Source organism: Lactobacillus kullabergensis (assembly GCF_000967195.1).
Classification (GTDB): Bacteria; Bacillota; Bacilli; order Lactobacillales; family Lactobacillaceae; genus Lactobacillus; species Lactobacillus kullabergensis.
Genome location: NZ_KQ033871.1, coordinates 222437 through 242580, shown reverse-complemented (window position 1 = coordinate 242580; position 20144 = coordinate 222437). Strand labels below are relative to the sequence as shown.

At 34.7% G+C, this 20144-nt stretch carries 15 protein-coding genes and 1 CRISPR repeat array (1 of these 16 cut by a window edge); of the genes, 2 read left to right on the top strand and 13 right to left on the bottom strand.

Annotated elements, in window-relative coordinates:
- Window positions 1–110: a CRISPR direct-repeat array (repeat unit 36 nt; unit sequence GTTCTAATCATCATTGATCTAACAATCATCTAAAAC); it reaches 1246 nt to the left of the window's first position.
- A gap of 33 nt (window positions 111–143) precedes the next feature.
- The 5 genes from csn2 to JF76_RS01655 form a co-directional block, all read right to left on the bottom strand.
- Window positions 144–683 (bottom strand): type II-A CRISPR-associated protein Csn2, encoded by a 540-nt coding sequence (gene csn2, locus JF76_RS01675; protein WP_244267943.1) that lies wholly within the window; start codon window positions 681–683, stop codon window positions 144–146.
- Window positions 684–807: 124 nt separating this feature from the next.
- Window positions 808–1113 carry a CRISPR-associated endonuclease Cas2 gene (gene cas2, locus JF76_RS01670; protein WP_045927545.1) on the bottom strand — a complete coding sequence of 102 codons (306 nt, stop codon included), beginning with the start codon at window positions 1111–1113 and terminating at the stop codon, window positions 808–810.
- Window positions 1091–2002, bottom strand: coding sequence for a type II CRISPR-associated endonuclease Cas1 (gene cas1, locus JF76_RS01665; RefSeq protein WP_045927544.1), 912 nt, complete (start codon window positions 2000–2002; stop codon window positions 1091–1093). Before cas1 ends, cas2 begins: the two co-directional genes overlap by 23 nt.
- Before the next feature lie 224 nt (window positions 2003–2226).
- Window positions 2227–6417 (bottom strand): type II CRISPR RNA-guided endonuclease Cas9, encoded by a 4191-nt coding sequence (gene cas9 / locus JF76_RS01660; RefSeq protein WP_045927543.1) that lies wholly within the window; start codon window positions 6415–6417, stop codon window positions 2227–2229.
- Between the two features lie 129 nt (window positions 6418–6546).
- On the bottom strand, window positions 6547–7455 hold the full coding sequence (locus tag JF76_RS01655) for an L-lactate dehydrogenase (protein ID WP_045927542.1): 909 nt from the start codon (window positions 7453–7455) through the stop codon (window positions 6547–6549).
- A 185-nt stretch (window positions 7456–7640) separates the two neighbouring features.
- Between JF76_RS01655 and JF76_RS01650 the strand changes: the two genes are divergently transcribed.
- On the top strand, window positions 7641–8582 hold the full coding sequence (locus tag JF76_RS01650; protein WP_045927541.1) for an aldo/keto reductase: 942 nt from the start codon (window positions 7641–7643) through the stop codon (window positions 8580–8582).
- A gap of 64 nt (window positions 8583–8646) precedes the next feature.
- On the opposite strand, the gene rpoN is transcribed toward JF76_RS01650, so the two are convergent.
- The 8 genes from rpoN to JF76_RS01610 all read right to left on the bottom strand — a co-directional run bounded on the left by rpoN (window position 8647) and on the right by JF76_RS01610 (window position 18526).
- Window positions 8647–9918 carry an RNA polymerase factor sigma-54 gene (gene rpoN / locus JF76_RS01645; RefSeq protein WP_045927540.1) on the bottom strand — a complete coding sequence of 424 codons (1272 nt, stop codon included), beginning with the start codon at window positions 9916–9918 and terminating at the stop codon, window positions 8647–8649.
- Window positions 9919–9980: 62 nt separating this feature from the next.
- Window positions 9981–11096, bottom strand: a complete 1116-nt coding sequence (locus JF76_RS01640; RefSeq protein ID WP_045927539.1) for a glycoside hydrolase family 172 protein — start codon at window positions 11094–11096, stop codon at window positions 9981–9983.
- Window positions 11097–13244 carry a glucosidase family protein gene (locus JF76_RS01635; RefSeq protein WP_045927538.1) on the bottom strand — a complete coding sequence of 716 codons (2148 nt, stop codon included), beginning with the start codon at window positions 13242–13244 and terminating at the stop codon, window positions 11097–11099.
- A gap of 1 nt (window position 13245) precedes the next feature.
- On the bottom strand, window positions 13246–14073 hold the full coding sequence (locus JF76_RS01630) for a PTS system mannose/fructose/sorbose family transporter subunit IID (protein WP_045927537.1): 828 nt from the start codon (window positions 14071–14073) through the stop codon (window positions 13246–13248).
- A complete protein-coding gene (locus JF76_RS01625; RefSeq protein ID WP_045927536.1) occupies window positions 14070–14900 on the bottom strand; it encodes a PTS sugar transporter subunit IIC in 831 nt (276 codons plus the stop codon). Before JF76_RS01625 ends, JF76_RS01630 begins: the two co-directional genes overlap by 4 nt.
- A gap of 10 nt (window positions 14901–14910) precedes the next feature.
- Window positions 14911–15408 carry a PTS sugar transporter subunit IIB gene (locus tag JF76_RS01620; protein WP_045927535.1) on the bottom strand — a complete coding sequence of 166 codons (498 nt, stop codon included), beginning with the start codon at window positions 15406–15408 and terminating at the stop codon, window positions 14911–14913.
- 11 nt (window positions 15409–15419) lie between these two features.
- Entirely contained in the window at window positions 15420–15836 is a 417-nt protein-coding gene (locus tag JF76_RS01615; protein WP_045927534.1) for a PTS sugar transporter subunit IIA, read from the bottom strand.
- Between the two features lie 128 nt (window positions 15837–15964).
- Window positions 15965–18526: a sigma 54-interacting transcriptional regulator gene (locus JF76_RS01610; RefSeq protein WP_045927533.1), complete on the bottom strand. Its 2562-nt coding sequence runs from the start codon at window positions 18524–18526 to the stop codon at window positions 15965–15967.
- Between the two features lie 503 nt (window positions 18527–19029).
- On the opposite strand from JF76_RS01610, the gene JF76_RS01605 reads away from it, so the two are divergent.
- Window positions 19030–19953: an ABC transporter substrate binding protein gene (locus tag JF76_RS01605; protein WP_379853959.1), complete on the top strand. Its 924-nt coding sequence runs from the start codon at window positions 19030–19032 to the stop codon at window positions 19951–19953.
- Window positions 19954–20144 lie beyond the last annotated feature (191 nt).

Sequence of the window (20144 nt, the reverse complement as noted above, 5' to 3'; positions counted from 1 at the left end):
TGCTATTTGTTCTAATCATCATTGATCTAACAATCATCTAAAACCTTTGCTAATTCTTCCACGATACTTTTTAGGTTCTAATCATCATTGATCTAACAATCATCTAAAACCCGATATTTTATAATCTGATTTTAATATTGTTGCTAGTACCAATCGATTAGATCCTTATCAATATAGTAAAAAGGTATGTCTTTAGAAATTGCCAAATTTTCTTTTGTGGTGAATTCAATTACAACCAAAATTAAATTCATTTCTGTGACAAGACTAGCTAACTCTTGCCACTCCCGTTCTTCCAAGTAATGAGCTACATTACAAATAACAGGAACTGATTTTAAATTACACGTTTGGTGAATTTTTAAAACTGTTTCTATTATACCATATGGACTGAGCAACATTGATTTATCTAAATGAATTTCTGTAAATTTAAGTAATTTTTTTAAGTCTTCATCAAAATTAATTGCTAAAGGTAAGTCTTCAAGTAAAAGTGAATTCTGCAAGGTTGACTCTAAATTATAAAAAGACTTAATCACTTTATTACGATTTTCTTCGTCTAAATTTTTCAGATAACTACTTACAATATGGGGCATATACTTTTTAGTAATATCCCCACTAAGCATTGGATCACCAATAAAATCAAAAGTTTTATTTACATCAAGGGGACTATAGTCATCCTCTGAACAAATTAACAGCTTATTTTTCCTTGAAAGCCTTGAATTATATCACGGTAAGCAATTGAACTTTGTAAACCAATTACTTTTATTCCAGGATCCTTAAATATCCATTTTTTATGAGTCGCATAAGTTAAAATCATAAAATTACCGTCCTATCTGATGTATTACGCACATCATCAATTGGCTTACCGACTAAAAAATGCATGTCATTATATTGTTTTTCAGTAACCATTAATGACTGTACTAATCCTCCTCGAGGCAAAAATTTTCTAATACGATTTTCCAAAAACTTAGCTGTTTGTCTAGTAACACAGACTCGCACATATACTGAAAATTGGACCATCAGAAAACCTTCATTAATCAACTTTTTATGAAATTGACGATATTCTTTTCGTTCTTCAGCTGTTTCTGTTGGTAAATCAAACATTATCATTAAGCGCATTATTCGGTACCTCATTGGTTAAACTCATCTCCATTTCTGGTAATTCCTTACTATCCCCACTCAGAAACTTTAAACATTCTCTCGTATAAACTGTAATAGCATTTGTTAAAAGCGTCTTTTTACCATTAAATTTTATTTCTAAACTTAAAAGTTCAACTAGGCCATACTTAATATCTGGCGTTAGTTCTTTAATTTTTTCATGAGCCTTAACCCAATAATCTACAAACGGACGAAATGGTTCCATTAGATCCGAAGCTAAATTAAACTGATTTTCCTGTGAACAGTGGTGAATGCCAAAATAGGTCAGATAGCCATTCATTGCAATTTCACGGTTAAAACTAGAAAGCAAAATGGCATAGCCATAATCCAATGCTGCATTAATGGCACTGGTATCACGCCTGACAAAGTCCTTATCGAATAAAAGCATAAAGTATTTACGGGCTGCAATTGCCTCTCGATTGCTTTCATCATTAATTTCTAACTGATCAAGTTCACTCTGAACCTCGTCCTTATTCAAATGATAATTAGCTAAAACCGCAATCTGATTTTTGATCTTTTGACTAACAATTCTTGTCCACAATAATTCTTTTAAATGATCATCCCAACTAAATTGTTGCGTTAATTTGGCCATATTCCTTGCTCCCGGATAATAAACAGCTGTTTCAACGATAGGATTTCCTTTTTCATCAACAAATATAACTTTGGTTTGATTCTGCGCCAACTTACTAATGAGGGCGCTGGTAATCACTGCCTGTGTAGTTGAAACAAGCAATAAATTAATATCCTCAATTGGAATCTGATTAATGCCATCACGAGTTTGTACAATCATCATTTGCATTGAATAAGTCAATTTAGCATGTTGCGTGATGATTACCGATCTCCATCCCATAATTCCTCCTTGTATTTTAAAAAATAAATGTTATACTATGTTTGTTGGTTAGCTACCAACGATCTAATCATTATTGATCTAACAACCAGATTTTAAAATCAAACAATGTATCTTTGATACTAAGTTTCAACGCGGTATTATTACCGTCCTGCCTCAGCTCTATAGCGGAGGTTTTTTTATGCATAAAAATAGGGAACCGGATTATTGCGCTTCCCTATTTTTGTTTACAAATCAGCTATCCTAACCCGCTTTTCAAAAAGTCCTGTTGGTGACTGAAAGATTAGTATTGCTTCTGATGATAAAACAATTCCTGAAGGAACTTGAAGCTTACCAAGTGGAGTTTTAATTCCAATATTTTTTAGATCTGGAGTTACTAGATTATCATGTAAGCCATTCAAAATATTGGTTAAAGTAATTTTCTTATCATTAACCGCCAAATCAAGGAACTTTGCTCTACCTAGATGCAAACTATTTCTAAACTTATTCACATCAAATAATGGTAAATACTGATCAACTTTTTGCAGAATCTCATCATATGCTTTTACCAATAATTGATCTTGATCTTCGCCCTTTTTCAAGTTGTCTGTCACTATTCGCATAGTTTCCGGGGTAAGTGTTAATTGTTTAGCATTAATTTCATAAGTTGAAGAATTTAACATAAACTTTTTGTCACCGTCTAAGACAACTTGCTTAAAAGGTACATGATCTTTTATTATCCTGAAGCCTTTAACGCTACGTTTAGGTTTACCGTTTTTATCAAACATAATCTGCGGTTCTAGCACTTGGTGGAGTTCTTCCTTATAATTTCCTTGTTTTTTAGCCCGGTTTAAGCTTGCAAGAGCGCGCATCGGAACGCCAATAACTTTATAAATAGATTCTTTGCCCTTATCAATCTTGACAATTACCATATATGCATCAGTATTGCCGCTATAGCCACCGTAAATTTTCGGATCGAGTCCATTACTTTTAGGAATCAGCTTTCTAGTCTTCGCAAGGTCACGTTCACCGCGTGGATAAATAGTTACATCAAAAAGGCCACTATTTTCAGTAGTCGTTTCTCTTGAAACCAGCATATACTTATAATTGTATGCTTTACGTAATTTATCAAAAATATCAGGATGCTTGTAAAATACAATTCGATCACTATTATTTTCTTTAATTTTTTCTGGAGCTTTACGCTCAGAATTATCCTTTTGCAATAATGGCCACATAAACGTAAAGCCTTTGAAGTGTTTGATGACTTCCTTCTGCAAGTCCGGGTCTTGACTGAACTTTTTATACTTGCCATAAACAAAGTAGGGACGATACTTAGGGTAAACCTGGTACAAAAAGTTGCCACAAATAATTGAAAGGTAGGCATCAATGGCATGGTGATAGTCATTTACGTCACGACTCTTGTACAAGTTTAGACGCTGACGCAGAGCCGAGTTGTCTCCGGCTTTAACCGTAATAATTTCAGCATCAGGATATTTATTCTGCAAAATAACTGACACTAGTTTAATAATTTGACTTGTTTCTACAAGTTGTCTATTAATAAAACCAGACTTTTGAAATTTATTTAGCCTATCTGGATCAAGTAATAGGTTACCTAGCTTATGTTTATTTATGATGCCAGCTTTTTGCCAGTGTTTCCACATTTCACCAACTGTCATTTTCATGTCTGAAACATAATTGTTGGCAAAGCGCTTATATGGCACATCATCTGATTTTTCTGCATTTAGCGGCGTAGCAGTTAATACTCTGTTATCAAAGGAATCATCTTTAATAAATGACTGTGGCAAAATATGATCAATCTGATAATTTGTCGATACTTCATCAATATTAATTTTTTGACCCGTATAGGCATCCCTTCCAGCCTGCATAAAGTATAAAAAGTACTTATCTTTTAGCAATTTACGGCTGGTCATCGCTTCCTTTAAACTATCCGTTAACTTCTGATCCACTAGTTCGCCGGCAGTTTCCTGATATGCCTTGAGCAATTTCGTGCCACGAATATGTGATAATTGGGGATTTTTATCCGGATCACGGGTAAATTCAATCGCAAATTGTGCGGGTTTCTTACCACCAGCTGCTTTTACAACATCAGCTACTACTTTAACAACCTGCCTAATAGCTTTTTTGTTAGCAGGAGAGGTATAAGCATCAGCCAGAATTTCTTCAACACCATTTGCTCGAGTAACATTTTGGTTTTCCTTAGCAATTGCATCTTTAAAATCTGGTTCAGTCACAATTTGCATGAAGTTCTTTTGGCTATCCCACAGTTGTTCCATAATGTTTTGGCCATTTGTATCATGCAATTCAACAAGGAGCTTACGTGATAATCTACCCCAGCCTTGCAAGCGCCAAGTTGAAATAGCTTTAAACTGTTCAGGCGTTAACCATTTAAATTCAGCATGCAACTTATCTTGAAAGATCTTTTTATCTTCAAAAATAGATGAATACTCAATTATTTTTTCAAAGTCTTTTTGATATTGTGGATCTGCTAATTCCTTATCAAACACATGTAAGCTTTTGAGGTGATAATAACTCGCAAGACTTGAATTAAATTTAGTTGGATCCGCCAGCCCCTTAATTTCTACAGTTGGCAAATGGAGATTTTGCTTCAAATAACTTGTCAAAGATTTTTCTGTGACAGTTTTCTTTTCTTCAAAAAGATCATTGAAAATTTGTTGCTTAAGGTCGACGCTGATTCTACTACCATTGATTCTAATATTATTAAGCTCATTTAGAACTTCAAATCTTTGATAAAGCAAACTATTAGCTGGCAAAACATCTTCACTTAAAAGATAAGTATCCTTAATAGTCATGCGCTTAATAAACTTGTTGGCAGATTCTTGCCGGTCTACTTTTTGCTCAAAATTCCAAGGCGTAATCTGACCATCTTCTTTTCTGACCATCCAAGCAAAACTCTTACCGGAAGTTTTTTCCTGTTCATCAGCTGTAATCATCGGACCTACATAATAAGGTACTCTGAATCTAACCAGTTCATCTAACTTGTAAGGTGCTTGTTTACGGTGATCTTCTACTGGGTTTTCTGCAGCTAAGAAGGGGTAATACTTACCTTGATTAGCAATAATCTTATCCAGTTCGATTTGATGCAGCTGAAACGGAATTACGCCATTACTGTTTGTTCGCTGTTTAGGCATGAAGTTATCTGCAGCTATTTCTTGCTGTATTTCATGAGCAAGATCGGAATCGTCAAGATTATCCTTAACTATTTTATAAAATTCATCTTTGGTTAAAGCTTTTTTCTTTTTTTTATCTTCAAATGTTTTTTTTGCTTCCAGCAAACGACCATGACGATTATTAACGTATAAATCATAGGCTAAAAGCAATTTTTTAGCTTTGGTCTGATCTTGTAAAGTATTTATATATTTCTTTAACTTTTTATAGTCTTTTTTATGCTTTTTATATTTTTCCACCATTGACTGTGATAAGCTCTTGTTTTCATCAACAATAGTACTTAAGGTAATCGCGCTAAACAATTTTTCGATTTCAGCGACAACAGTCTGATCAGTTTCATCAAGATCTGGCAGTAACGCATCAAGCTTATCATCTGCATCTGCATCCGAAAGTTTGAATTCCCATTGCGCCTTGTCACTTTTATCGATTTCTTTGTCCAAGATAGTTTCAAATTGCGTTTTGTAGCCCATGATGGCGTTAGCAATCTGCTTGGCTACATTTTTTTCTTCCTTAGCAGTTGAATCCGTTAATAACTTGGCAATTTTCTTGACCTTGTCCAGCTTATAAACGGTTTTTTCTGCATCTTTACCGCGTATAACATCCTCAATATCGGCAGCGTTTGCGACATTTAATTCAATCGGATCTTGGTCTTCAACTATCTTTTCCGCAAAAGCGTTGTTGATATGCGATAAAATTGGTCCTACTTCAATTTTGGAAGCTTCAAAATCTTTAACAGGAGTATCTTGTAAAAAATTACCGCGATATTTAACAATGTGGTGGATGGCTAAAAATATTTCCCGCAAATCAAATTGACGGTCTTGCGTCATCAATTCATCACGCAAATGATAGATTGTAGCATAATGTTTATAAAATGCCTGATCTTCCTTAGCAGTTGGAAACACAATCGCATTATACTTTTTGCGATCTTTATCAAGTGGCGAAACCCATGATTGGTGCAGGCGCACAAAAAATCCCGGATCCACCTTAGCCATTGGTTCCGCAAATATTTCTTCCAGCAATCTTAAGCGCCATTTTCTACGCTTAAGCCGTCTTCTGGTAGTTCTAAAACCGCGACGATCAGCCGCAGTATGACCTTCTTCAAATAAATGTGAGCCAATTGCTGTTTTTCCTCTGAGCTTTAATAAATTATTTTTCTTATCAGTCACGGCCCAGCCGCAAGAATTGGTCCCGATATCGAGACCTAAAATATAATCTTCATTAACTCTTTTCATCTATTTTCTCCTTTATACGCTTTCATTACTATAAGAATACCCCTTATAACAATAGAATTCACTATCTTTTTTTATATAATAAAAAAATGATGATCTTTGTGACCACCATTTTTACTAAATAAACTAGAACTATTTGTTTGCTTTTTCTTTAATTGTTTCTGCAGATGCCTGTAATTTCTTTTCTTCTTCATCTGTCAGTGTCAATTCAACAGTTTGGACAATACCGTCACGACCAACAATTGCCGGGTAAGATAAGTAGGTACCATATTTTTCTTGGTAATTTGAAACTGGCATTTCAGTGTGAGCATCGCTTTGAATGGTTTCTACCAAACGAGTCACAGCAGCTGAAATACCGTAGTTAGTATATTGCTTACCCTTATAAACTGTTTGACCACCAAACTTAATTTCATCGTTTAAGTCTTCAAGCTTAAGGTGTTTTGCTTCAGCTACTTCAGTAATTGGCTTTTCCAAAACTTTAACGGTTGACCAAGCAGTAAATTGTGAATTACCGTGTTCACCCAAGTTAAAACCTTCAACTGAACGAGGATCTACATTCATCCGTTCACCAACAGCACGCTTCATACGAGCCGTATCTAATAGAGTACCAGTACCAATGACATGCTTGCGCGGTAAACCAGTTAGCTCTTGATACATATTAGTAATTGCGTCTACTGGATTGGTAATGGCAACCAAAATACCATTGAAGCCGCTCTTCTTGATTGACTCCGCAATGTCTCCAATTCGCTCACGGTTATAATTCAATTCTGCAAAGCGCTCGCCGCCTGCTTCCAACTCAATATTTCCAAAAGCACTAATGACAATGTCTGCATCCTTGAGGGCGGAATAATCATTGATCGTAATAGTAGTGTGATGCTTCAAATTTGCCATCGCGTCTTGAAAATCAAGCTGATCTGCTCTAACCTTTGCTTCATTAACATCAATCATAACGAGGTCATCTACTAAACCTGTTAATATTAACTGTTGCGCTACCGTACTGCCAACGTGACCGTCACCGATAACTCCTATTTTATTACTCATAATTTTCCCTCCTACTTGTTTTTTCAAAATTATGTAATATCTATTATATACAAAATAATGATAAAAATAAAATTATTTTTAAAAAAATATTAGTTTTTTGCAATTATTGCTAAATATAAATTAAAACTCCCTGTTTTTAAATTTTTGCCTCTAAGAAAGCGTATACTAAAGAAAGGAGGTACATTATGAGACAAATTAAAATTGGTAACACTAACTTTACTGGTTCAGCCATTGCACTGGGAATTATGCGCATGAATAAATTGACCGTAGAAGAAGCAGTCAGGGTATTAGAAACTGCCCATGAAACTGGGATTAACTATATTGATTCAGCTGATGTTTATGGTCATGGTAAATCTGAAGAAATTTTCGGAGAAGCATTGCAAAAATCATCCTTAAAACGCGACGATTTTTACATTCAATCTAAGACGGGGATTTATGAAAATCCTAAATTGGACTACAAGACAACCAGGTATGATTTTTCTAAAAAGTATTTGATTAATGCCGTAGATGGTATTCTTTCCCGGATGAAAATTGACTATTTAGACAGCTTGCTGCTCCACAGACCAGATGCTTTAATGGATCCAGCTGAAGTTGGCGCTGCCTTTGATGAATTGCAAAGAGACGGCAAAGTGCGGCACTTTGGAGTTTCCAACTTCAACCCGATGCAAGTAGACCTACTGCAAAGTGGAGTCAGCCAAAGGCTGTTAATTAATCAACTGCAATTAAGTGTCATGCACACTGGTCCAATTGACTTCAATATTCACACTAATATGACGGATGAGCGGAGTATTGATCATGACCGTGGTGTTTTGGATTACTCACGCTTGCACAATATGACCGTTCAGGCATGGTCGCCTTTCCAATACGGTCAAATTGAAGGCAATTTCATTGGTAATCCTAAGTTTCCAGAAGTCAACGAAGCTTTACAAAAAGTAGCTGAGCAAAAAGGTGTTTCTAAAAATGCTATTGCTGCTGCATGGATTTTAAGGCATCCGGCAAATACACAAGTTATTATCGGTACGATGACACCAGCTCATATCATCGACAGTGCCAAGGGAGCAGATATTTCACTTACTGCTCAGGAATGGTATGATATTTATCTTGCTGCAGGTAATGATTTGCCTTAAAAATTTAACTAACTAAATTTTAAAATCCTAGCGCAATTTTACGTTAGGATTTTTTTTGCCAATATTAATCAATTGACTTGGATTTTCTACTATAACTATTAGGTATATTGAGTTTTTTACGATATTTAGCAATTACTCGTCGACTTAAAGTCACATCATGCGCTGCAAAAATTTCTACTAATTGCTGATCACTTAAGGGAGCACGGACATCTTCTTTTTTTATGATCTTTTGCAGGTCGTATTCTATGCGTGCTTGGGATAAATCAGTAGTTACTTTACGCGGAAAAAGAATTTTCAAACTGAAAACCTTATTCTGACACTGGACGTATTTATCTTTAATCGCCCTGCTAATTGTACTTGGTGCCAGACCCAAAGCCTGAGCGGTTTCTTTTAAACCAAGTGGCTTTAATTTCTGCTTTTGCATTGTAGTTAAAAAACCATGTTGAAACTGGCCCACATATTTACCCAATCTCATGATAGTTTTCTGACGCTCTGTAATCGCATTTTTCATTTCAAGAAAACGCTGCTTTTGCTCCGAAAAATACTTACTTTCATTAGATTGATCTTTTAATTCACGATATGATTTTTCATCAAAAACCATCTCTGGTATTTGCGCTTGAAAGTTTTCTACCGTTATACGTCCATCTGTTACCTTGTAAATCAAATCGGGTAACAAATATTGAACATTACTGTCAACTATATAATCGCTGGCTGGAGTCGGGTTCAATGTTTGGATGCTGGCAAGGGCATCATTTAATTCGGATACTGAAAACTTGAAGTGAGGCCATTTTTTAGGGTCAGCTAGCATTTCCAACTGATTATTAAGCAAAATTTCAAGGGCTACAGGATTAAAATTGTCTTTTTGCTTTGCCTGAAGTGCTAAACATTCTGCCAGATTCGCAGCTCCGATCCCACAGGGGTCAAGACTTTGAAGCAGGCTTTTTGCCTGTAATAATTTTTCAAGCGTAAACTCAGTTTGTTCCGCAATTTTAGCCAAATCAATTCTCAAGTAGCCATCTTCATCAAGATGATAAATCAAAGCTTTGACTGCACTTTTTTCCCAACTGTGCCAGTCGCTTAAATCCACTTGCATCAATAAATGATCTATTAAATTTTCTGTTTCAGGCGAGCGCAGCCATTCCAAATTTTGCATCTCGCCTTTAGGTTCTTTCAAAGTCACAAAGGGATTGCTAGCACTCATTTCCTTCATAGCATTTATTAAGTCATGAGTACTGTAGGAAAGAACGGTTAAATTCTGCTTTAATTTTGGTGACAAAAAAAGCCGTGTCACTAACTGCTCTTTCGGCTTTAATACCATTTTTTGCAATCGCGTCATCGACTTTTCCTCCTCTTATTTAAATACAATTATACCAAATTATATTTATAGGAAAAAACTTTCTATCGTGGACGTAAATTTTCTTTTGCAGGAAGACTATTTGTTATTCCATTTGGATTAGCACCATACCAATAAGCTACTGAAGATAAGTCATCACTTCTTTCAAATAATCCCACATCATCGTTACCAATTTGTTGCAGAGTAACATGAATATTGTCATCAAAAGAAATAGGATCTACTAAATGCCAGCGGTATAAAGCATTCTGCGGCAAACCATCATTACCAAATGCATGAGGCGAATTCGGTTTACCAGTACTGAAGTGTTCTCGTGAATGGTCTACATTACTATGGTAAGGGAATCCAAGGTAAGGTGTACAAAAAGTAGCAGGATATGTTGTACCATCTTCATTATACTTGTGAAAAGCCCATGCTCCACCAAAGTAATCTTCCATCCCTGTAGAAGTAATTGTAGGGTATTTATGGTCTCCATCAAGATAAAATTTAAATTCTCCTTCACCCCACCAGTATCGTTCCAAAGCAGTTAATGCAATGAAAGTTCCAACATAGTAGCCATGATCAGAGATCTCAGGCAACAATGTATAGTCTTGTTGAATTTGGGTTTGTCTCTCCCTGTTCCAGTATGCATGAAAATATAATTTATGAGCTTCATCAACTTGATCATGCAGTTCATAATTAATAGTATAGAAAAATGATCTAATATCCTGCCTGAACAAGTTTGTGATAGTTATACGTGCATGTTTTTTAAAAGGCATTTCAAAATATGAGTTCATACCACCAGTGGGAGCAACAACAATTGGTGCAGAATTAACATCATAGCGTTCCCCAAATCCATTGCAAAAGAAGTCTCCCAAAGGGCAATTCACAGCTGGAACTGTTTCATTATCCCAATAGATTCGTAAAATTGTATTACGCATAATAAAACTGCCTTGTTCGGTATGATCACGAATAGTAAACCACATATGTTTTATTTCACCAGAACCATTAATATCGGCAATGGTTATTTCTTCATTTACAGGTAAAGTAATGCTGGCTTTGCCCTTACGACTTGGTCCCAGTTCGCTTGCCGTCATAGCTGCTTTTCCTTTGGTTCCTGTTGGATTCTCTGGTGTTATGGCTCTGGTAGCAAAAGAATTATATTCTGTTAAACTGCTAAACATTTAAACGTTCCTTTCTTCAAGTTGAACACTATTATTAGTGTTTAAACTCTTCTTTATTAAATGGTCACAATTCTGTGGCTGGAAAATAACCTCTATTTCTTTCTTTAGAGATCCAGTTAAAGATACTGTGATTTTTTTCTCCATTTCGTTTTTTTGATAATTTAGGTTTACTTTCAATCCTTGAGCTAACGGAAATTGCTGCCAAGTAAAATCAGGAGTAATTTTTAGCGGTCTTAACCATAATTTATTTTCTGGTGCATCAAACTGAATGCCCAATATATTTTTTATCATTAAAGCACTAAAAGTTCCATCGCTCCAACCACATTTACCACAATGATTAAAGCGACTAACTTCTTCCTGACTGTGACCAACCTCGTATGGCCACCACCACCAGCTGCCATCTAAATCTGCAAGCTTATTAAGCAAAGTTAATCTCTTATTAAATTCATTACTATTATCAACTGTACCCATTAGCAAAGTAATGTACCCGGGAAAAGTTGCTTCTGATTGGTTTCCCCATGAAATTCCTTTGCTTAATGAACTATAACTAGGATTTTGCTTACTTCCAGCAAATTTCATAGTAGAAAGATAATTTTCATTAATTACGTTACAAAATCCATAAAATGGTGCAAGTGTTGTATCGGATTCTTCACCATCATGGAATTCTAAAGTAATTTGCCCGTGGTGATTTACTCTGGTTAGAAAGTCAAGTCCCTGCTTTAACAGTCCTGTTTCATATTGCTTGGAATCTACACTTAGTTTGTGATTGCCTGGATTTATACCTTCAAGATATTTTTTTCTACCTTGTTCATTTTCAACTAAGCAATATTCATCAATATTCTTCTTCAATTTATCGGCAACTTCTTTATAATACTTTGCCTCTTTTGGTTGGCCCAAAATTTTATTATAAATATTACTGATACTATTTATAGCCGACCATAGAGTTATCTGAGTTCCAGTATGAAATTCTCCTAAAGCCAGGCCATCAGAAATCCACTGTGATTTTATCAATCCGTATTTTTGATCTAAATGTGCAATTAAGTAATTAACGACATATAAAACATGTTGCCACATTTGAGGGTTATTTCTAATAAATTCAAAATCATTTGTTTGTGCCAAATAAAATGACAACAAGTTTGCACAATTCAATGAATTTACTACAGAATGCTCAACCCCTCCAGCAAATTTGTCACCTTGTGGTTTAATTTCATATTGTGAAAACCACAAAATAATTCTTTTAGCCAATCCGTGATCAAAATAAATGGCTGGCAAGCTGGCATAATACATATCCCGCAACCAGGTACGATTAATTACTGGACTTGAGCCCCAATTTGCACCAACAACTTTATTATCAGTAGCGCAAGAAATACTATTTAAGGCACTATCTGTTTTTCTAATAATTAGTGCTGCCAATTGTGGCTTTTCAGGTATTTCCAATTGCCCATACTTTTGCGCAATATGATCGTAGGAAGAAATAATAATATTTTCCATTGCTTTTTTAGATACATTAAATGTGGCATTGGGATCAGTTATAAATACCCAACTAATACCTTGATGCATGGTACGTTTCCCCGCACAGTAATTAAATTCTACATTATGACGATCGGAAAATTTTCGATTAAAACATCTGGGGAAAATTAAATGTGCTTTATCATTACCTGTCAAAGCACAAACTTCAATTAGTCCACTAACAGAAGCACCTGACTCTAAATAGATTGGTAAAAATAGTTGTAAAACTTTAAAACTGCCAAAATTATGAATATACCTAGGAAACAAATTATACATAAGATCATATCTTATTGTGTGAGTTCCCTCTGCCAAAGAAAATCTTTGGTTATTAAATTCAATTTCAGAAGTAATATTCTCTTCTTGAACAAAGCCATTAGAGACCCAAGTACCAGGTTTATCTTCAGTATAATACGAGTCTCTAAAAAAGCTGATACTTTTTATAGTGCCTTTTTCATCTAAGCTAGCAAGCATTTTTTGATTACTAATATCAATTGAAAAGTCCTTGTCAGGAAGCAAATGTTCATAATAACTTTCTTTATTAGTGCTTGCTTCTTTGTTTTGCAAGGAGGTAATGTTATAAAAATTGTTTTCTGGTGTTTGCCAAGCTTCTTCGACAATTTTTTTAATTGAAGGATTCATATTAGACTATTCCGATTAATGACGCTAAAATCGATAGCACAACAATTGCAAAAATTAGGCTGATCACACCGATTTTCTTGTCTTTTAAAAGTTTGTAACATACTAAAGTAATTGCCACAGGTAACAAACCTTTAAATATTTGATCGAGGACCGATTGGACATCCATTATCGTTTTGCCACCCATTGTCCATTTAATCGTAGTTTTAAAAATTACCATTTGCACAGTCATAGCACCGACCATTACAAGTCCTAGAATGCTTGCAGCCTTGGTCAATACATTCATTAATCCATTTTCATAAAGTTTTTTAACATAACTTGAGCCTAAAGAATAGCCCAAGAAACCGCCATAATAACGAATAATGTAATTAGGTATATTAAACATGATTAAAAATATAATTGGTGCGAGGAAATTGCCATTTTTAGCAAAATTAATAGCCAAAGCAGCACAAACTGCACGCCAAACTCCCCAAAATAAAGAGTCACCAATACCAGCTAAAGGCCCCATCAAGCTGGTCTTAACAGCATTAATTGAATCAGCATTGAAATCAGGTTCTTTACTGTTTTCCTTTTCCATTGAAGCGGCAATACCCATAACAAATGTAGACATTGGTACAGTGGTACTAAAGTAAGAAGTTTCACGTTCCAAAGCTTTACGTCTACCAGCTTCATCATTTTTATAATATTTATTAATGAAAGGCATTAGTGAGTAGCAGAAACCGCCTCCACCCATCAAAACTGGGTTAACAGATATGTACATGGTTGAGGACCGCCAGAACATACTGCGAATCATTTTCTTTTCATCTTTAGACAAACCTTGTGTTAATTTCATGCGAAAAAGTCCTCCTCTTCTTGACTAAATGATTTTTTCTCATCCTTTTGATCTGAATCAGATACAGAACTAGTAACTGCCTTATTTTTAGAAATTTTTATTTCACTCATATCACGTTCAGCAATAGCTACAGCTACAATAGCCGCAATGACCGCAATAGCCATTAATGGCAATTTTAAGTAAGCCATTAATACGACTCCTAAAAAGTAATATTGTGCCAACTTGTTGTCCCATAACAGTAGTAGTAACATTGCCATTCCGACTGCTGGTAATAAATTACCTGCAACTGTTAGGCCATTCATAATTGACTTAGGAATTGCTTGCAGAGCAAATTGCACTGCCTTTGAACCAAAAAGAACAGCAAAAAACGGGATCAGCGAATATAAACCATAGTGTAAGAACCATAAGCCATAGTGTAGTGCTACCATTTTTTTATCTTCGCCTTTTCTTGCAAATTTAGCGAATAAAGGAGCAAAAGGCCCGATTACAAACGAAAGAATCATGTTTAAAAACTGTAAGCCTAATACTGCTAGTGGAAATGCAAGTGTAATATTGGCGCCCATATTTCCAGACTGAATTGTAAACACTGTAGCCAAAGCCGCAGCTAATGCCGGCTCTGCGGTGCTGGAAATACCAATATTGACGACACCCATAAAAATAGTTTCAACTGAAGCTCCTACTAGTAGTCCTGTGTGTATATCACCTAATAAAAATCCCAGTAAAGGCGCTACTACAATGGGTCTGCTAAGCATGGCATTTCCAAAAAATTCATGTCCTGCAGTGCCTACAAAAACCGCAATAGCAGTCATTAAAGCATCATAAAACATTTTTTACCTCCTATTTTTCTAGTTTCTTTAAAAGATCTTTACCCATATGTTTTTCCATATTTGGTGTACCTTGGAAATAAGTATCAGGATATTCTGCTACTAATTTCTTTAAATATTCAATCTCTTCTGGTGACAGCCGTACTTCTTTTGTGAGAGTGACCTCATCACCCTTTGCATCCATCTTACCGGCATTACCAATGTTGACCTGCTCCGGTTTTTCATTGACATTGTCTGCAATAGTAAGGGCATCCTTGACAGTGGTCGTAATGACTAGTAAACGCATGTTGTGAGAACGCTCATCATTAAGCAACTTAATTGCATTGTCTACTGATGAAATGATCGTCTTAATATCTGACGGTGCTGCCATTTTGAGCATCATTTTTTGCATATTATCTGATGCCGCTTTATCGTTAGCTACCACAATCCCCTGCAGTTTTAAAGCTTTACTCCATGACATTGAAATCTGACCGTGAATCAGTCTTTCATCTACTCTTAATGCCGCAATCATCTTTTCTCTCCTTATTTAAAAAATTCTTCTTCTTGATTTGACAAACTATTATTATCATCGTCAATTTGGAACAATTCTACTTGACTCTGATTTATCAAATCCTGTAGATGTTGTTTAGTTAGCTTTTCGGTATCTAAAAGCACTGCTAATACAACTGCAAGATTAGTTTGAGTAACTACAAATATATCTTTTTCCTTAGCAACTCTTAAGACTACATTTTGATTTACACTGCCCCCTTTTAAATCTGTAAAAATCACAGCTGGTCGTTTAGACTTTGCAATAAAATCATCTATTTGTTTTATATAGTCTGATTTATCAACATAGGCATCGATAACTTTAATTTTCTTGCTCATACCCGTTAAGATTTCGATAGAGCTGTTTAAGCCACTGGCAAAATGCCCATGACTTGCAATCAATATATCTGTCATCTTGTCACTCCTTTAGTTATTTACCATTTCACTAATATTTAGCAAATATAATGCCAAGTGCTGTTTAAAAGCATAAAAAAAGAAGTGTTTAAGCCAGTAAACACTTCTTAGTAAAATTTTAAACTCTTTTAAATAAACTGTTTAAACAATTCATATAAAAGGGACATCTCGTATGTAGAAACTTTAATATTATATTTGATTTCAATAGGTTGAAATATACTTTTGGTAATTTTGTAAAAGTTCCTTTCTTTTTCTGACTTTGGTTTAACAGGAACTTCTGAAGTGTTACGCATCATTGTGCGTTCAATCATAAGCGCTATGTGCATGTACAGATTCAATTTGACTTTACCATCTAATTTTAAATTATAATAGTCTTCGTATTTCCTATTAATAGTTTCCACTTCTCCAAGTACTACATCTGGATTTAAAAAACTAAGCCTTTCTGAAATTCCTTCCTTTGAAAAGAAACGCAACAATTGATTATTAAAGCTTTCCAATTGTCCTGGAGTTAGATAAGGAGAGAGCCACTTCTTAAGTTTATTTTCACCACGGGAATCTAATATGTCATATAGATTCATATGGTTAAACTCAACTTTTTCTGTGATATCAATTGTAGTTAATACAAAAAGCGTTTGCTTGAAATACGACCATTTCTTACCAGCAATTTTTTCTTTTAAAGAATTATAACCAATTGGTATTACCTTTATCCCTACAGGTAAATATTGTCGCATAATATCACTAATTTTTTCAGCTATTCCTAATCCAGAAATACATGAAACCAAAATATTCATTGACTGGGAAAAGCCCTCATAATACTTAACATCAATGCTGTAATCTTTTTCTGCTTTTTCCGCTATTTGCTTGAAAGGCAAATTTTGTTTCATTTGAAGTGCTAAATCTAAGGCAGTTAAAGTTGTTAAATTATTAACTACCAACAAATCGCCATCCAATTGGGCACTAATTTGGCCATAAAGCTGGCTCAATGAACCCATATCTATCATCAAAATGAAACCATTGGTGGTGTTAAAGCTACTAATTAACTTGTTAGCTTCCTTGATAACAGTAGTTATATCAGCATCAATTGGCATATCGATTGCATCAAAAATATAGTTGCCACAAAGATAGTTAATAACTGCCTGAATACTGGTGGCTGTATTTTCACCATGAGCTACCATTAAACCACGTAACTGAATATTTTCATCCACATGGTCACTTAACAACAATGCCAGGATTAAAGCTATGCTTTTATGACTTTCAGAATCTAAAACAGGTAATTTTTCATAAAATTTGCTGGCTACATGAAATGAACGAGGCAAATAATTCGTTATTACTTCTTTCAGCTTAGAGATATCACAATTGGGTTTAAAGTGACGCACATATAACAAATAAATAATCGGTTCTAAATAATCAGTTTTATTTAAACCATATTGTTTGGCAATGATATTTTTAAAAAGGTATTGATGTTGAACATGTAAACCAGATTTTAATGACTCTTTATTAATAAATTTATTAACTGCCTGCACTCTTAACCGACATGTATTCAAGTTTTCATCAGTATAATTTTCTTCAAGAATCTTTAGAGAATCAGTAATATCAGTTAATTTTTGTTCCAAACTAATCTGGGGTATAAAAGATTTCTTTTTATCTGGATCAACAATTATTTCTCCATAATCTTTAAATTCAGGTAAAGTTTCCAGTTCTAGATTTTTTAATTTAAGAGTAATGGTAGTGCTGTTATAACAATCATGATAGGCTGCAGCACATGAAACTTTAATGGTATTTTTAAGATACCCAATATTTCCAGTATGATTTAGTTGTAAAAGTGTTGATACCACATCTTTATCTACAAAAATTTTTTTATTAATTTTATGAGCTTCACCCATAAATAATGTATTAATTAGCTCCAATCGTTCGTCAACGGGTCGATCAATATAATCAGGTAAATTTATTCTGACGGGAATCCGTCGTAAAAAGGTTGTTAAAAGAACATTTTCAGGCGTTTCAGTCGTTGCCATAATCAGTCTGACTTTTGACTTTTGCGGATGTACATTATCTCCCATTTTATAAAATTGCCCGGAGTCAATAAAACTAAAAAGCTTTTCCTGATTTTCACTACTGAGACGATGCACTTCATCCAAAAATAAATAGCCGCCATTTGCCTCTTTCAGCAAGCCATCTTTAGCAGTATCGGCGCCAGTAAATGCACCTTGAACATAGCCAAAAAGCATACTGGAAATAAGTTCAGGATTGTTGGCATAATTAGCACAGTTTAAAACTATATAAGGTGCTTTAGTAGCAATAACACCAATTTCTTTAGAATAAGAATATAATTTACGAGCTAAAAAGCTTTTCCCTACTCCTGACTTACCTGTAATTAGAACATTTAATCCATCAGGAGGATAAGCTGCTGCAGCACTTAACTGTTCTATTGCTTTTTTCAGTGAACCGTCACTACCAATTACACTCTCAAAAGACGCATGTTTAATTGGATTTTTAGCCTCAACTTTAGACCACTTAACCGGTCGTTCAGCAATTTTTTGTATTTTCTTGTCTTTAACTAATTGGTTAAGATAATGACTAACTACTGATCTAGATAAATTTAACTTTTGGGCGAGACCCTTCGTGTCAATTGTTGTACCATCTGGTAATAATTCAATTTCTTTTAATACACGCTCTTTAGCTATACTCATTTCTTTTAACTACCCCTACTTTCATTATCTGTATTATAACCATTAATCAGAGCGCTTTCTATTTATCCTTACTACCATAAATTAGATTTTAAAGAGTTTATCTTTAGCCATACATTTTTAACACTAACAATAAAATTAAATTAAGCCTTGACTTTAATTTCTTATTTTTTTATAATTCGATTATTGAAATTGGAGGTAAGGATAATGATTCAATTTAGTCAAAAAGAAAATCAACTAAATAATCGTTATTATCTTAGCTACTATAGATAAGAGTTTGGGTTCATCTAGGTGAATTCAAACTAAACACAAGTTTGAATTTATCTATGATGGCTAAGACTCTTTTAGTTTGGTTAGCCACATAGCTTTCTAAGTGGCTGACCACATCCAATCGTTTTTGGCAATAAAAATTTTTGTGCACCCACTTAGAAGTAAGTGGGTATTTTTATGGAGGCAGAAAAATGCGTTTTAAGAAATTGATCACAGGAATTAGTATTGTCGGATTAATGGCATTAGGAGGCTGCAGCAGCAAAAAAGCTGGCAAAGCGCCAGATGTCAAACATGTTGGAGTTTTACAGGTAGTACAACACCCTTCTTTAGACAAGGCATACAAAGGTTTTAAAAAGGGACTAAAAGAAAGCGGCTTTGTCGAAGGTAAAAATCTTAAGATTGATTACCAGAATGCGCAAAATAATCAGGACAATTTAAAAAGTATGAGTGAAAAACTGGTTAATGAAAAATCTGATTTGATTTTGGGCATTGCCACGCCGGCAGCACAGAGCGTTGCCAATGCGACCCAAAAAATACCAACTGTTGTTACTGCTGTAACTGACTTAAAAGCAGCCAAGTTAGTTGATTCAGATGCTAAGCCTGGCAGAAACATTACAGGAACAACAGACATGGTTTCTATTAAAAGGCAAATTAAGTTGCTGCTATCAATTGTTCCTAAAGCAAAAACGGTTGGTATTATGTACAATGCCGGTGAATCAAACTCTAAAATACAGGCCGATTTAGCTACGGCGGCACTGAAAAAAGCAGGAGTGAAAGTTTTGATTAAAACTGCAAACACAACTAATGATGTCCAGCAAGTAACTGAAACGCTTGCCTCTAAAGTTGACGGTATATTCGTTCCTACTGACAATACTTTCGATTCAGCTGCTTCTGTAGTTGGAAAAGTAGTCAAAGAAAAGAAAGTTCCCCTGGTAGCAAGTTCCGTCGATCAAGTTAGAACAGGTGGTTTGGCCTCAATCGGAATTGATTACGAATTATTAGGAGAACAAACTGGCAAAATGGCTGCTAAAATCTTATCTGGAAAAGCAAAGCCAGCTAACATGCCGGTTGAAAGAGCACATGATATGAAATTAGTTGTTAACAAGAGTATGGCTAAAGCACTGGGAATTGATCCTAAATCAATTAAAGCACCCAAATAATTTTAAGTTGATATAAAAAGGCCACTGAACAGTGAAATAAACGATGAAAGTGAAAAGCTTTGTTGCTTATTTCAAAAGGGTGACCTTTTTATTTAACAATAATAACTAGAACGAGGAATTTTATTTAATTTTTGCTTTAAGTGATCATAATTATTATTATTTTTACAAGCTAAATTTATTATTTCTTGACT

Excerpts from the sequence above, each read along its gene's own strand:
- JF76_RS01610 (WP_045927533.1), bottom strand. The coding sequence starts at position 18,526 with ATGAGTATAGCTAAAGAGCGTGTATTAAAAGAAATTGAATTATTACCA.
- JF76_RS01650 (WP_045927541.1), top strand. The coding sequence starts at position 7,641 with ATGAGACAAATTAAAATTGGTAACACTAACTTTACTGGTTCAGCCATT.
- JF76_RS01640 (WP_045927539.1), bottom strand. The coding sequence starts at position 11,096 with ATGTTTAGCAGTTTAACAGAATATAATTCTTTTGCTACCAGAGCCATA.
- JF76_RS01635 (WP_045927538.1), bottom strand. The coding sequence starts at position 13,244 with ATGAATCCTTCAATTAAAAAAATTGTCGAAGAAGCTTGGCAAACACCA.
- JF76_RS01615 (WP_045927534.1), bottom strand. The coding sequence starts at position 15,836 with ATGACAGATATATTGATTGCAAGTCATGGGCATTTTGCCAGTGGCTTA.
- cas2 (WP_045927545.1), bottom strand. The coding sequence starts at position 1,113 with ATGCGCTTAATGATAATGTTTGATTTACCAACAGAAACAGCTGAAGAA.
- JF76_RS01620 (WP_045927535.1), bottom strand. The coding sequence starts at position 15,408 with ATGATTGCGGCATTAAGAGTAGATGAAAGACTGATTCACGGTCAGATT.
- rpoN (WP_045927540.1), bottom strand. The coding sequence starts at position 9,918 with ATGACGCGATTGCAAAAAATGGTATTAAAGCCGAAAGAGCAGTTAGTG.
- cas1 (WP_045927544.1), bottom strand. The coding sequence starts at position 2,002 with ATGGGATGGAGATCGGTAATCATCACGCAACATGCTAAATTGACTTAT.
- JF76_RS01625 (WP_045927536.1), bottom strand. The coding sequence starts at position 14,900 with ATGTTTTATGATGCTTTAATGACTGCTATTGCGGTTTTTGTAGGCACT.
- JF76_RS01630 (WP_045927537.1), bottom strand. The coding sequence starts at position 14,073 with ATGAAATTAACACAAGGTTTGTCTAAAGATGAAAAGAAAATGATTCGC.
- JF76_RS01605 (WP_379853959.1), top strand. The coding sequence starts at position 19,030 with ATGGCATTAGGAGGCTGCAGCAGCAAAAAAGCTGGCAAAGCGCCAGAT.
- JF76_RS01655 (WP_045927542.1), bottom strand. The coding sequence starts at position 7,455 with ATGAGTAATAAAATAGGAGTTATCGGTGACGGTCACGTTGGCAGTACG.
- cas9 (WP_045927543.1), bottom strand. The coding sequence starts at position 6,417 with ATGAAAAGAGTTAATGAAGATTATATTTTAGGTCTCGATATCGGGACC.